Source organism: Nocardioides pacificus, assembly GCF_054775955.1.
This window is the reverse complement of the sequence record NZ_BAAHCI010000011.1, coordinates 442,625-456,503: the sequence shown is the minus strand read 5'-3', so window position 1 is coordinate 456,503 and position 13,879 is coordinate 442,625. Positions and strand designations below refer to the sequence as shown.

Annotated in this window: 12 protein-coding genes; all 12 read right to left on the bottom strand. The window is 72.6% G+C overall.

Features of this window, described 5'->3' with window-relative positions:
• Position 1: 1 nt before the first annotated feature.
• Complete coding sequence (gene murC / locus ACYU7L_RS15780; protein WP_460798453.1) at positions 2-1,414, bottom strand: UDP-N-acetylmuramate--L-alanine ligase; 1,413 nt, start codon at positions 1,412-1,414, stop codon at positions 2-4.
• Positions 1,411-2,484, bottom strand: coding sequence for an undecaprenyldiphospho-muramoylpentapeptide beta-N-acetylglucosaminyltransferase (gene murG, locus ACYU7L_RS15775; RefSeq protein WP_460798451.1), 1,074 nt, complete (start codon positions 2,482-2,484; stop codon positions 1,411-1,413). Before murG ends, murC begins: the two co-directional genes overlap by 4 nt.
• A 25-nt stretch (positions 2,485-2,509) precedes the next feature.
• Entirely contained in the window at positions 2,510-3,826 is a 1,317-nt protein-coding gene (ftsW, locus tag ACYU7L_RS15770) for a putative lipid II flippase FtsW (protein ID WP_460798448.1), read from the bottom strand.
• A gap of 121 nt (positions 3,827-3,947) precedes the next feature.
• Entirely contained in the window at positions 3,948-4,943 is a 996-nt protein-coding gene (locus tag ACYU7L_RS15765) for a Mur ligase family protein (protein WP_460798446.1), read from the bottom strand.
• On the bottom strand, positions 4,940-6,022 hold the full coding sequence (mraY, locus tag ACYU7L_RS15760; protein ID WP_460798443.1) for a phospho-N-acetylmuramoyl-pentapeptide-transferase: 1,083 nt from the start codon (positions 6,020-6,022) through the stop codon (positions 4,940-4,942). The genes ACYU7L_RS15765 and mraY overlap by 4 nt, the downstream gene beginning before the upstream one ends.
• Positions 6,019-7,458: a UDP-N-acetylmuramoyl-tripeptide--D-alanyl-D-alanine ligase gene (locus tag ACYU7L_RS15755; RefSeq protein WP_460798441.1), complete on the bottom strand. Its 1,440-nt coding sequence runs from the start codon at positions 7,456-7,458 to the stop codon at positions 6,019-6,021. Before ACYU7L_RS15755 ends, mraY begins: the two co-directional genes overlap by 4 nt.
• Positions 7,455-9,053, bottom strand: coding sequence for a UDP-N-acetylmuramoyl-L-alanyl-D-glutamate--2,6-diaminopimelate ligase (locus ACYU7L_RS15750; RefSeq protein WP_460798439.1), 1,599 nt, complete (start codon positions 9,051-9,053; stop codon positions 7,455-7,457). The genes ACYU7L_RS15755 and ACYU7L_RS15750 overlap by 4 nt, the downstream gene beginning before the upstream one ends.
• 22 nt (positions 9,054-9,075) lie before the next feature.
• Entirely contained in the window at positions 9,076-10,887 is a 1,812-nt protein-coding gene (locus ACYU7L_RS15745; protein ID WP_460798437.1) for a peptidoglycan D,D-transpeptidase FtsI family protein, read from the bottom strand.
• Positions 10,888-10,981: 94 nt separating this feature from the next.
• Positions 10,982-11,626 (bottom strand): FtsB/FtsL family cell division protein, encoded by a 645-nt coding sequence (locus tag ACYU7L_RS15740; protein WP_460798435.1) that lies wholly within the window; start codon positions 11,624-11,626, stop codon positions 10,982-10,984.
• The gene (gene rsmH / locus ACYU7L_RS15735) at positions 11,623-12,588 is read right to left on the bottom strand and encodes a 16S rRNA (cytosine(1402)-N(4))-methyltransferase RsmH (protein WP_460798433.1); all 966 of its coding nucleotides are present in this window, start codon (positions 12,586-12,588) and stop codon (positions 11,623-11,625) included. Before rsmH ends, ACYU7L_RS15740 begins: the two co-directional genes overlap by 4 nt.
• A 9-nt stretch (positions 12,589-12,597) precedes the next feature.
• Positions 12,598-12,759: a hypothetical protein gene (locus tag ACYU7L_RS15730; protein WP_460798431.1), complete on the bottom strand. Its 162-nt coding sequence runs from the start codon at positions 12,757-12,759 to the stop codon at positions 12,598-12,600.
• A 270-nt stretch (positions 12,760-13,029) separates the two neighbouring features.
• Complete coding sequence (mraZ, locus tag ACYU7L_RS15725; RefSeq protein WP_460798429.1) at positions 13,030-13,458, bottom strand: division/cell wall cluster transcriptional repressor MraZ; 429 nt, start codon at positions 13,456-13,458, stop codon at positions 13,030-13,032.
• Between the last annotated feature and the right edge of the window lie 421 nt (positions 13,459-13,879).

The window sequence follows — 13,879 nt, the reverse complement described above, 5'->3', positions numbered from 1 at the left end:
ATCAGCGCCGGTCCAGCAGCTCGAGGACGCGTGGTCCCAGCACGGTCACGTCGCCGGCGCCGAGGGTGAGGACGACGTCGCCGGGACGGGCGCGTGCCACCAGCTCAGCCGGCACGTCGTCGAAGGACGGGACGAAGGCCACCTGCTGAGGACCCAGCGGAACGGAGTCGGCGACCAGGCGTCCCGTGATCGCCGGGTCAGGATCCTCGCGGGCCAGGTAGACGTCGAGCACCACGACCTCGTCGGCGGCACCCAGCGCCCGACCCATCGCCTCACCGAAGATGCGGGTGCGAGAGACGAGGTGCGGCTGGAAGGCGACGATGAGCCGCCCGTCGGCCGCCACCGCGCGGGCGGCCTGGAGGTCGCCGTCGATCTCCTTGGGATGGTGCGCATAGCTGTCGTAGACGCGGACCCCGGCGACCTCGCCCTTGAGCTCCATCCGCCGACGGGTGCCGGTGAACGAGCCGAGCCCGTCGGCCAGCGCCGCGAAGGGGAAGCCCAGCCGAAGCCCGACGGCGAGTGCCGCCAGCGCGTCCAGCACGTAGTGCCGACCGGGGATCTGCAACCGCACCTGTCCCAGCTCACGCTCCCCGTCGTGGACCGTGAACGTCGAGGTGGTGCCGACGAAGGTCAGGTCGCTGGCCCGCAGGTCAGCCGCGGCCGCCTCCCCGACGCCCACCACCGCCATCCCCCGCTCGCGCGCGACTCCGGCGAGCTCGGCGGCCCCCGGATCGTCCAGGCAGCAGACGAGGAACCCGTCCGGCTCGATCCGGTCGAGGAACTCCACGAAGGCGGCCCGGTAGGCCTCCTCGGTCCCCCAGACGTCGAGGTGGTCGGCCTCGACGTTGGTGACGATGGCGGCATGGGGCCGGTAGACGAGGAAGGCCCCGTCGCTCTCGTCGGCCTCGGCCACGAACAGGTCTCCCCCGCCGTCGTGCGCGTTGGTCCCGGTGTTGCTCAGCGTGCCGCCGATGGCGTACGTCGGGTCGGCGCCGGCGTGCTGGAGGGCGACCGTGAGCAGCGAGGTGGTGGTGGTCTTGCCGTGTGTCCCGGCGACCGCGAGGGTACGACGCCCCTGCATCACCGCGGCCAGGGCGGCCGAGCGCGGCAGCAGCCGAAGCCCCTGGGCGAGCGCCTCCACCACCTCGGGGTTGGACTCGCGCACTGCAGTGGACACCACGAGCGTGTCGACGTCGTGGACGTGCTCGGCCGCGTGCCCCAGGTGCACCCGGGCGCCCAGCTCGCGCAGCACCTCGAGGACCGGGGAGTCGGCGCCGTCCGAGCCGCTGACCGCGATGCCGCGCTCGAGCATGATCCGGGCGATGCCGGACAGCCCGGCGCCGCCGATCCCGACGAAGTGGACGCGGCCCAGCTGGTCGGCAGGCAGCAGGACCTCGGGCACGGGCACCCTCATCGGGCGGCCCCCAGCACGATGCGGGCGAGCTGCTCGTCCGCGTCCCGCGGGATCAGGGCCGCGGCGGCCGCGCCCATCGCCACGAGCCGCTCGGGGTCGGCGAGGAGGCCGGGCACGGTGGCCGCGACCCACTCCGGGCTGAGCGCCTGGTCGGAGACGAGGAGCGCTCCCCCGGCGTCGACGACAGGGCGCGCGTTGTGCTCCTGCTCGCCGTTGCCGATGGGCAGCGGCACGAACACCGCCGGCAGGCCGACGGCGGCGGCCTCGGTGACGCTGGACGCGCCGGCCCGGCAGACCACCAGGTCGGCGGCGGCGTAGGCGAGGTCCATCCGGTCGACGTAGTTCACGACGACGTAGGGCACCTCGGACGTCAGCCGCGGCGGCAGCTCGTTCTTGGGTCCGACGACGTGCAGCACCTGTACGCCCCCCTCGGCCAGCGCCTTGGCGGCCCCGGTGACCGCCTCGTTGATCCGGCGTGCCCCCTGGGAGCCACCGGTCACCAGCAGCGTGGGACGGTCCGGGTCGAGGCCGAAGAAGGCGCGCCCCTCCGCCCGCGACGCCGCGCGGTCCAGGGTCGAGATCATCGGCCGCACGGGCAGCCCGATGTAGCGCGCCTTCGGCAGCGGCGTGTCGGGGAAGCTCACCGCGACGTGCTGGGCGATGCGTGCGCCCACCTTGTTGGCCAGCCCGGGCAGCGCGTTCTGCTCGTGCACGACCAGCGGCAGCCGGCGCTTGCGGGCCGCCAGGTAGGCGGGCATCGAGACGTACCCGCCGTACCCCACGACGACGTCGGGCCGGACCCGGTCGAAGACGGCCAGGGTCTCGCGCACGGCGGCCGCGAGCCGGCCGGGCACCTTCAGCAGGTCGCCGGAGGGCCGCCGCGGGAGCGGGACCGGCGGGATCAGCTCGAGGCGGTAGCCGGCCTCCGGCACCACTCGGGTCTCGAGCCCCCGGGCCGTGCCGAGGCAGGTGATCTCGGTGTCGGGGGCGAGCCGACGCAGGGCGTCGGCGGTCGCGAGCAGGGGGGAGGTGTGTCCGGCGGTGCCACCGCCGGCGAGGAGAACGCGCATGAAGGACCTTTCCGAGGGACCGAATCTACCGGCCCCGACGCGACGGCAGCTGGACGGAGAGTCCGGCCGTCCGGGTACGACGCCGCGCGGCGAGGGCACGCGCGGCCTCCGGCTCACGCCGGGCGAAGCCGATCAGCAGACCCAGCGCCACCAGCGAGGGCAGCAGCGCCGATCCGCCGTACGACACCAGCGGGAGCGGGATGCCGATGACAGGGAGCAGAGCCAGCACCATACCGATGTTGATGATCGCCTGACCCAGCAGCCACACGATGATGCCGAATGTCGCGTAGCGCACGAACGGGTCGCTGGTGGTCATCGCCACCCGCAGCGCGGCGAAGGCGATCGTGAAGAACAGCCCGAGCACCAGCAGCGTGCCCACGAGGCCGAGCTCCTCGCCGAGCACGGCGAAGATGAAGTCGGTGTGCGCCTCGGGCAGGTCGCCCCACTTCTGCTGGCTGGCCCCGATGCCGCGGCCGAACACCTTGCCCGAGGAGAGCGCGAAGAGTCCGTGGGCCGGCTGCCAGCCCGCGTCCTGGTAGTCCTTGAACGGGTCGACGAAGTTCGTGATGCGGTCGAGACGCTCCTTGCTCGTGGAGGCCAGGGCAGCGGCCGCCACCCCCGCCGCGACCAGCCCCACCACGAAGATCCGGGCCGGGGCTCCCACCACCCACAGCAGCGCCATCAGGATCGCGGCGAGCACGAGCGCCGTTCCGAGGTCGCCCTGCCAGAGCACCAGCACGATCACCGCGAGCAGACCGGGCAGGACGGGCACGAACACGTGGCTCATCCGGTGCAGCAGGTGCTCCTTGTGGGCATAGATGCCGGACGCCCACAAGACGATCGCGAGCTTGGCGAGCTCGGAGGGCTGGATCTGAACCGGCCCGATGGCGAGCCAGTTGGTGTTGCCGCTGACCTCGACGCCCAGGGACGTCTTGGTGAGCGCGAGCAGCACGATCGACAGCAGCATCGCGGGCCAGCTGATCACCCACAGGAGGCGGTGCGAGAGACGGGAGGCCACCCAGGCACAGGGCAGCCCGATCAGCACCCACATCAGCTGGCGCTCGACGATCCCGTAGGAGTTGCCCAGCCGCTCGTAGGCGTAGACGCTCGACGAGCTGAGCACCATGATCAGCCCGATGGTCAGCAGCAGCGCCGAGGCGCCCAGCAGCAGGTAGTAGGACGTGAGCGGCCGATCGAGGGCGTGGCGCACGGCCGCCAGTGTGTGGCGCACCGAGCCCCGCGCCTCGCTCACCGCGCCGCGCAGGCCGGACGGCGGCTCCGGCTCCGGCTCAGGTGCACGACCGGCGGGCCGTCGGCGGGTCTCGGGGGGCACGGTCGTCATCGCGGTGTCACCCTCCTCCAGCCGTGCGCGTCCACGGCCGGACGCTGTCGGGACGAGTCTCCCCGGCCGTCGAGCCGTTGACCGGGACATCCGGCGCGTGTCGCCGCAAGGGCGAGCCGGGTCACCCGTCGGAGTGGTCGGCGGCGTATCCCCGCAGCCCGTCGCGTACGGCGCTGCGCGCGACGCCGTGCGCCCGGGCCAGGGCGGCAGCGGCCAGCGCCGACGCCACGGTGCGGGGCTCGTCGTCGGGGAGGTCCGGGACCGTGCACAGCTCCGCCGCGCTCGAGTGACGCGCCTCGATGAAGGCGCGGTCGGCGAGGATGTCCTCGACGAGGCCGAGCATGCCGACCGCGGGCATCCCCAGCGTGCAGCCGATGGCGCGCGCCCCCTCGACGACATCGGCCTCGCGGACCAGCAGCTCCACGTCCGGGTCCGCGGCGTCGTAGACGCAGGCCACCTGGACGTGCTCGTAGGCCCGGGCCAGGTCGGCGGCGGGTCCGCCCGCCTCGAGGGCGTCGCCCAGCACGATCGCCGCCTGGGCGCTCATCGACCCACAGTGGCGCAGGCGGGAGGCGTCCAGGCGCACCACGAGCGCGTCGTACGGCTCCGGGTCCATGACGGCCTCGACGACTGGCAGGCCGGAGGCGCCGACGATCTCGTTGCGACCTGTGGACGCCCGCAGGATCGACGCCAGCATGTCGACGACGACGGCCGACGCCTCGCCACCGGCCACCACCAGCCAGGGTGTGTCGTGGGCGGGGTCGCGCAGCCGCCAGGCCAGGTCCACCTCGCCCCAGACCGGCACCTGCCGCTCGCGGGCCTGCTCCAGGAGCGGTCCGTCGTGCCAGCCGGGGGTGACGACCAGCAGGTCGGCGTCCTCGGGCAGCTCGTCAGCAGCGCCCGGGCCCAGCCGGACCTGGGCCCCCAGCACCTCGAGGAGCTCGGCCTCCTCCGCGCGGTCCGCCCTGGCGGTCTCGTCGAGCGCGACCACGGTGGCGCCCAGGTGGTTGAGGTTGTCGGCGCAGGCGAACCCGTCGCGGCCGAAGCCGGCCACGACGACCTGCACGCCGGTCCAGTCGCTGCCGCGCCCGAGCGCGTCGATCTCGAGGGGGGTCACGCGCTCGCCACCCACTGGGCGTAGAAGATGCCGAGCCCGGCCGCGACGCAGATGCCGGTGACGATCCAGAAGCGGATGACGACCGTGACCTGCTCCCAGCCGACCATCTCGAAGTGGTGGTGCAGCGGCGCCATCCGGAAGATCCGCTTGCCCTTGGTCACCTTGAAGAAGCCGACCTGCAGCATCACCGAGAGCGTCTCGATGATGAAGAGGCCGCCCAGGATCACCAGCAGCAGCTCGGTGCGGGTGAGGATCGCCAGGCCCGCCAGGGCGCCGCCCAGGGACAGCGACCCGGTGTCGCCCATGAAGATCTGCGCCGGCGAGGCGTTCCACCACAGGAACCCGAAGCAGGCGCCGGTGATCGCAGCCGCGATCACGGCCAGGTCGAGCGGGTCGCGCACCTCGTAGCAGGTGGGGCCGGGCTCGAGGCCGCAGGACTGGTTGAACTGCCAGATGTTCACGAGTGTGTAGGCGGCGAAGACCATCATGCAGGCGCCGGTGGCGAGCCCGTCGAGACCGTCGGTGAGGTTCACCGCGTTGCTGGTGCCGGCGATGATCAGCCAGATCAGCAGCACCGCGAGGATCGTGGGGAGCACCAGCCAGTCGATGTCGCGGATGAACGAGATGTGGTTCGAGGCGGGGGTCCGCCCGCGCTCGTCCTCCAGCCACGGGGAGAGCGCCAGCACGCCGAAGACGACGGCGATCAGGGTCTGCCCGATCATCTTGGCCTTGCTCCGCAGCCCCAGGCTGCGCTGCTTGTAGATCTTGATGAAGTCGTCGAGGAAGCCGACCAGGCCCAGTCCCACGAACAGGAACAGCAGCAGCAGCGCGGAGGCCGAGGGCAGATCGTGGTTGGTGGGGTAGGTGATCAGCTTGGCGAGGAAGTAGCTCACCACGGTCGCGAGGATGATCACGATGCCGCCCATCGTGGGCGTGCCTCGCTTGGTGTGGTGGCTGGTGGGTCCGTCGTCGCGGATCTCCTGGCCGTAGCCCTTGCGCGACAGCACGGTGATCGCCACCCGCGTGCCGAGAAGAGAGATGATCAGCGCCAGGCCGCCGCCGAGCAGGATCGCTCTCATCGTGGGTTGCTCCCTTGTTCCGAAAGTGCGTCTGCGACGTGTTCGAGACCCACGCCGCGCGAGGCCTTCACCAGCACCACGTCGCCCGGCGTGACATTCTCGCCCACCCATCGCACGGCAGCCTCACGCGACGCGGTGACGATCGCCACGCCATCCCATCCGGGCTCGCCCTGTGCCCCGTCGGCGAGGGCTCGCGCCTCCTCGCCGACGACGACGAGCACGTCGACCCCCATCTGGGCCGCATGGGCGCCGACCTCGCGGTGCGCCTCCCGGGAGCCGGGCCCCAGCTCGCGCATCTCCCCCAGCACCGCGACCGTACGGCGCGAGCGGCGTCGGCCGATCGACGTGAGGGAGGTGAGCGCCGCGGCCATCGCGGCCGGGTTGGCGTTGTAGGCGTCGTTGAGGACCAGCGTGGAGTCGGGGAGCTCGTGGACCTCCATCCGCCAGCGCGACGTGGCGACGACGTCGCCCAGCGCAGCCACCACGTCGGAGAAGGCCATGCCGGCCGCCACCGCCATCGTCGCGGCCGCCGCGGCGTTGTGGAGCTGGAAGAGCCCCGACTGCTGCAGCTGCTGGCGGACCCGCTGCTCCCGCTCCCCCGCCGCAGCGCCGGTGCGCAGGACGAAGTCGGCGCTGGGGCGGTCGAGGTCGTCGAGCTGCTCGTCGCGCCAGCTCACGTCGGCGCCGTCGGAGCGCCCGAAGCGCAGCACCCGGGCCTCGGTCCGGGGGCCCATCGCCGCGGTGAAGGCGTCGTCGGCGTTGATCACCGCCACCCCGTCGGCCGGCAGCGCCTCCAGGATCTCGCCCTTGGCCTGCGCGATCGCCTCGCGGCTCCCGAACTCGCCCAGGTGGGCCGAGCCGACGTTGAGCACGGCGGCGATGGAGGGCCGGGCGATCTGGCACAGGTAGGCGATGTGACCGACGCCGCGGGCGCCCATCTCGAGGACCAGGTAGTCCGTGTCGGGGGTGGCGCGCAGGATCGTGAGCGGCACGCCGATCTCGTTGTTGAAGTTGCCGGCCGTGGCCACGGTCGTGCCCGCGGTGGCGAGCACCTGGGCGAGGTGGTCCTTGGTGCCGGTCTTGCCCTGGCTCCCGGTGAGCGCCAGGACGGTGGTGTCGGTGAGCCGGTCGCGCACGTGACGCGCCAGCCGTCCCAGGGCGAGGACGGCGTCGTCGACGACGACCGTCGGCACCCCGGTCGGCCGGGTGCCGAGCACCGCCGCGGCCCCGGCGGCCACCGCCCGCTCGGCGTAGTCGTGGCCGTCGACCTGCTCGCCGACCACCGCCACGAAGAGCCCGCCGGGCTCGACCTGACGACTGTCCACGAACGCCGGGCCGCTGACCACCAGGTCCGCGTCTGCGGAGGTCTCGTCCCGGGCGTCGTGGACGATGCCGCCCACCGCGTCGGCCAGCTCGGCCAGCGTCATCGCGATCATCGGGCGACCAGCTCCTCGTGCACGACCACGCGGTCGTCGAAGTCGTGGATTACGCCCGCGACCTCCTGACCGGTCTCGTGCCCCTTGCCGGCGACCAGCACGATGTCCCCCGCTCCCGCCCGCTGCAGCGCCTCGCGGATGGCGCCGCGTCGGTCGCCGATCTCCACCACCTCGCAGGAGTCACCGTGCGACCGCGCTCCCGTGAGCACGGCCGCGCGGATCGAAGCGGGGTCCTCGCTGCGGGGGTTGTCGTCGGTGACCACGAGCACGTCGGCCAGGCGAGCGGCGCTCTCCCCCATCAGGGGCCGCTTGCCGGGGTCCCGGTCGCCCCCGGCGCCGAGGACGACGATCAGCCGGCCCTCGGTGAGCGGCCGCAGCGTGCGCAGCGTCGCCTCCACCGCGTCGGGCTTGTGGGCATAGTCCACGACGACCTCGAAGTCCTGCCCCGCCTCGATCCGCTCGAGCCGGCCCGGCACTCCCTCTCCCCCGGCGATCCCGGCAGCCACGGCGGCCGGGTCGAACCCGGCCTCGGCGCAGGCGGCCACGGCGGCGAGCGCGTTCGCGACGTTGAAGTCCCCGGGCAGCGGCACCCCGGCGGCGACCCGGACGCCTCCGGGGCCCTCGATCGTGAACCTCGAGCCGTGGGCGGCCAGGTCGACGTCGACGGCGCGCCAGTCGGCCGCCGGATCGCTCATCGAGAAGGTGCGCACCGGGATCGTCGCCTCGCGCGCCAGGCGTCGCCCGTGGGCGTCGTCTAGGCTGACCAGGGCGAGCCGGGCCCGCTGCGGGGTGAACAGCGACGCCTTCGCCTGGTAGTAGTCCTCCACGTCGGCGTGGAAGTCGAGGTGGTCGCGGCCCAGGTTCGTGAACACCGCGACGTCGAAGACGATGCCGTCCACGCGCCCCATCACCAGCGCGTGGCTGGACACCTCCATCGCGCAGGCCACGACGTCGCGCTCGAGCATCATCGCGAAGAGGCCGTGCAGGTCGGGGGCCTCGGGTGTCGTCAGCGTCGTGGGCACGTCCTCGCCGGCCACCCGGGTGCCGACGGTGCCGACCGCGGCCGCGCGCACGCCCGCCCGCTGCAGGCCCGACTCGGCGAGCCGGGTGGTGGTGGTCTTGCCCTGGGTCCCGGTGACCGCGATCATCCGCAGCCGACCGGTGGGCTCGCCGTACAGGTGGGAGGCCAGCGCCCCGAGGACCGCGCGCGGGTCGGCCACGACGAGGAGCGGCACACCCTCGGGCACGTGGGAGGCGCCCTCCTCGTCGGTCAGCACCGCGACCGCGCCCGCCTCGAGGGCGGCGGCGGTGAACGACGCCCCGTGCACGCGGGACCCGGCCAGCGCGGCGTACAGGTCTCCGGGGCGCACCCGCTGGGAGCCCAGGCAGATGCCGGTGACCTCCGCCTCGCCGACGCCCTCGTCCCTCACCTCGATGCCTCGGCCACGCAGCCATCCGGGCAGGTCGACGACCGGGATCGGGCGTACGACGCGCGGCCGGCTGTCGGGAGCCGCAGCGGAGCTCGGGCCGGCGCCGGCAGCAGGACTGGGGCCGGGAGCCGGCGCGGACGGGGGGTCGGAGGCTGGGTTCACCACGGCGCGAGGTTACCCGTAGGGCTCACCACTCGACCGGGAGGCTGGAGGGCCGCGTGCCGGTCGGGGGGACGCCGTAGCGACGCAGCACGTGCGACATGATCTTCGAGAACGCGGGCCCGGCCACCGAGCCGCCGCCGCCGCCGTTGCTGGGGCTCTGGACCATGACATAGACGGTGAAGCGCGGGTCGTCGGCCGGTGCGAAGCCGGCGAACGACACGGTGTTGTAGCCGGGTCGGTAGCAGCCGCACTCCTCGTCGACGCGCTGGGCCGTGCCGGTCTTGCCCGCCACGCGGTAGCCGTCGACCGCCGCCCCGGGGGCCACGCCGTCCTCGGGGTCCAGGACCAGCTCCATCATCCGCGCGGTCTGGGTCGCCGCCCGCGCGCTGATGACGCGCTCGGTGCGGGCGGTGTCCGTGCCGACCTGCACCCCGTCCTCGGTGGTGGCCGTGCCCTGGATCAGGCTGGGCGAGACCAGGACACCGCCGTTGGCGACGGCGTTGACCGCCGCGGTCATCTGCAGCGCGTTGACCGACATCGACTGCCCGAAGGCGATCCGGTCCTTGGTCATCTCGTCCCACTGGCTCCCGTCCGGGAGGATCCCCGCGGACTCACCGCGGACGCCGACGTTGGTGAGGCGGCCGAGGCCGAAGCCCTCGAGGTAGTCGTGCAGCTCCTGGGCGCGCAGCTTGTCGGCGGCCAGCACGGTGCCGATGTTGGACGACTTGGCCAGCGTGCCGGTCAGTGTCAGGCGCAGCGGGCCGTGGTCCCAGTAGTCGCCGATGGTGCGGTCGCCACTCTGGATCTCGCTCGGGACGGCGATCCGGGTGCGCGGCGTGACGCGCTCCGCGTCGAGGAGACCGGCCACGGTCAGCACCTTCTCGACCGAGCCGGGCTCGTAGACGTCGCTGAGGGCCCGGGAGCCGAGGTCCTCCTTGCCCACCACCAGCGGCGAGTTCGCGTCGAAGGTCGGGTGGTCGGCCAGCGCGAGGATCTCGCCGGTCCGGGTGTCCATCACGATGGCCACCCCGGACTCGCCGCCGGAGTCCTCCACGGTCTGACGGAGCACGCGCTGCACGTCCCACTGCACGTCGCGGTCGATGGTGAGCGCGAGGTCGGTGCCGTCGACCGGCTCGACCGTGCTGCTCTCCCCCAGCGGCAGCCGGTTGACGCCGGATCCCTCGAAGACGGTGGAGCCGTCGGTGCCGGCCAGCATCGCGTCGAAGGTCCGCTCGAAGCCCGCGAGGGGCTCGTCGGTGCCCATGAAGCCGATCAGGTTGGCGGCCACGTCGTCGTTGGGATAGCTGCGCAGCGGGTCCCGCTCGGTGCTCAGCCCCAGGTAGCCCTCCCCCTTGGCCTCGTCGAGGAGCTCCTCGGCGATCGCGGAGGGGATGCGGCGCGCGAGGTACTCATAGCGACGGTCCTCGGCGCGCAGCTTCTCGAGCACCTCGAAGTAGTCGACGTCGTAGCGGGCATCGAGGCGGGAGGAGAGCAGCTTGGCCAGCTCGGGTGCGTTCTCGGCGGTCAGCTTGGGGTCGGCGATGAGCATCACGCCGTCGACCGAGCTGGCCAGCGCGTCGCCGTTGCGGTCGAGGATCTCGCCGCGCTCGGCGGGCAGCGTGACCTCCTTGGTGTTGGCCTGCGCCGCCATCTCGGCGTACGACTTCGGGTCGATGCCCTGCAGCTGGACCAGGCGGGCCCCGAAGAGCGAGAGCACCATCGCGATCAGCACGAAGCCGATCCGCAGCCGGAACAGCGCCGAGCCCCGCCGCATCCTGCCGCGCGGGGCGCGGACGGGCGCCGGTCGGCCGGTCGGTCGTGGGCGAGGTGCGGGCAACGGGATCTCCGGTGTCTGGTGCTGTCGTCAGGGGCGGCGGTCCGGGTCAGGTCGCCGTCGTCCCATTCCTACCGGGCGCGAGCGCCCGGAGGCGTCAACGCGGGCCCGTGTCCGACCGGAACTTCTGCTTCTTGCGGTCCCGCTCGCCGCGGACCGGGTCGTCGTCCGTGGGCAGCTCCTCGGCCGACCCGGCGGCTGCAGCGTCGCCGGCCGCGGCACCGCTCGTCGGGACGTCGGTCGCCGGCACCTCGATCACCGTAGGCGGCGGGTTGTACACCGACGGCTTCTGGGGCGGCCGGGCCTCGATCCGGACGTCGGAGTCGGCCGTGGCCGGCTTCGGCGCCGCTCCGACCACCGCTCCGTCGCTCAGCCGCAGGAACGTCGGCGCGGCCGCCCGCACCATGCCGAGCTCGCGTGCCTCGCGCGCCACCCGCTGGGAGTTGCGCAGCTCCTCGAGCTCCATCTGCAGCGTCTGCTGACGCGCGCTCAGCGACTTGGCCTGGGCCTCGAGAGCGGCGGTGGTGAAGGAGTTCTGCTGGAGCGAGGTGTTGAAGAGCAGCAGACCGACCACCCCGCCGAGCAGCAGCAGCGTGACCAGGGCCGCGAACGGGGCGCGGGTGATCTGGGGACGAGTCCCCGGGACGACGGTGAGCCGTGCCCGCTCCAGGCCGGCACCGGCCAGGCGGGGCAGCGCGCCCTGGGTCGGGCGGGGACGGGGCTGCGGTGCCGGGCTGCTCATCGGTGGACCCCTTGGATGGGACGGACGCGTTCGAGGGCGCGGAGGCGGACACTGGCTGCTCGGGGGTTCTCGTCGATCTCGTGCTCGTCGGCCTTCTCCGCACCCCGGGTGACCAGGCGCAGGGCCGGCTCCATCCCCTCCGGGACGAAGGGCATGTCGTGCGGCACGGTGCTGCGGGTGGCCTCGGTGAAGGCCTGCTTGACCATCCGGTCCTCCAGGGAGTGGTAGCTCTCCACCACGACCCGTCCGCCCACGCCGATGGCCGCGATCGCCGCCGGCAGCGCCCGCCGCAGGACGGCCAGCTCGTCGTTGACCTCCATCCGCAGCGCCTGGAAGGTCCGCTTCGCCGGGTGCCCACCGGTACGGCGAGCGGGGGCCGGGATCTCGGCGTAGAGCAGCTCGACGAGCCGCCCCGAGGTGGAGAACGGCTCCTTCTCCCGCTCGCGCACCACGGCACGCGCGATCTTCGAGGCGAACTTCTCCTCGCCGAAGTCGCGCAGGACCCGGGTCAGGCCGGCTGCGTCATAGGTGTTGAGCACGTCGGCCGCGGTCGGGCCGGTGGTGCCGTCCATCCGCATGTCGAGCGGAGCGTCCTCGCGGTAGGCGAAGCCGCGCTCAGTGACGTCGAGCTGCATGGAGGAGACGCCGAGGTCGAAGAGCACCGCGTCGACGCTGGGCAGCCCCAGCCGCTCGAGGACGTCCGGGATCTCGTCGTACACCGCGTGCACGCCGGTGAACCGGTCCCGAAAGGGCGAGAGCCGCTCGCCGGCGAGGGCCAGCGCCTGGGTGTCGCGGTCGATCCCGATCACCCGGGCGCCGGGGATCCGGGTCAGCACTGCCTCGCTGTGGCCGCCGAGGCCCAGGGTGCAGTCGACGAGGACGGCGCCGTCGCGCTCGAGAGCGGGGGCCAGCAGGGCGACGACCCGGTCGAGCATGACCGGGACGTGTCGGGGGTTGCTCATCAGCCGGACCTAGCGCCCCAGGCTCAGGGCGAGCATCAAGACGACCGCGAGGACCAGCGACATCGAGGCGGAGAACGCCATCACGGCGAGCACCTCGCGCGCCTGGTGGCGCACCCGGCGTGAGCCGGGGGTCACCTGCACCGGTGTCATGCCCATGGTCTCGACCCCCACGACGTATCGCCTGTCCCTGCCCCTCGGTGGGCACTGCTGGTGTGCTGGTGAAGCTGCTGTGCTGGTGGTGCTGAAGAAATGGCGAACTCGCCTGACCAGGTCCCTGCCCGCTCCCCGGATTGATGGGAAGTGGCCCTCTGGAGCCGGGGAAGTTGCCCCAGATGGCGCCGTCGGAGCGGGCGCGAGACCTCGTCCTGCGAGTTGCCTTCTTCACTTGTGCTGCTGTCCCGATCTGCTGCTGGTCCTGCTCTGCTGCCGTGCTGGTGGGGATCAGATCCCCGGGAAGACCTCGTCACTGAGCTCCGCGAACCGCTGCTCCTGCTCCTCCGAGTAGGTGGCCCACGACTCCGGGTCCCAGATCTCGATCCGGTTCATCGCCCCGATGACCATCACGTCCTTGGTCAGCGACGCGTAGTCCCGCAGGACCGACGGGATGGAGATCCGACCCTGTTTGTCCGGCACCTCCTGCGAGGCGGCGGCGAACAGCATCCGGACGTAGTCCCTCGTGCCCTTGTTGGTGACCGGCGCCTCGCGGAGCCGCTCCGTCAGCCGGCCGAAGTCCTGCATCGACCAGACCGTCAGACACCGCTCCTGACCACGAGTCACCACGAGTCCCTCCGCCAGCTCCTCCCTGAACTTCGCCGGGAGGAAGAGACGTCCCTTGTCGTCGAGCTTCGGTGTGTAGGTGCCGAAGAACATCGGCCACCTCCACAGGTCAGCACTTCTTCCTCCACTGCGCTCCACCATACTCCACACTTCCCCACCGTCAACCATTGTTCGCGTGTTTCCGGCGCGAGATCGGCTCCACCGACGCCGGCGACGGCCCCCGAGGGTCCGGTGGGACAGACCAGGGTGCGAGCAGGGTGCGAGCAGGGCGCCGCGGTGGCAGACTGTGCATCTGCGCAGGTCAGAGGCGTCTTGACGGCGGCCCACCCCACCCGCCGTACGGCGATCCGGCTCTCGGGTGGAGCGTGGGTGGGGCGGATCGCCTCGGGGTGGTGGAGCGAAGTGGGGAAGTTGGTGGGGAACGGCAGGTAGGTTGCCGCCACCGCCTACCGTGGGCGCAGGCGCGGGAACAGGCCCCGAGCCGCAGACGGGGAGGGACCGCACGTGGTTGCAG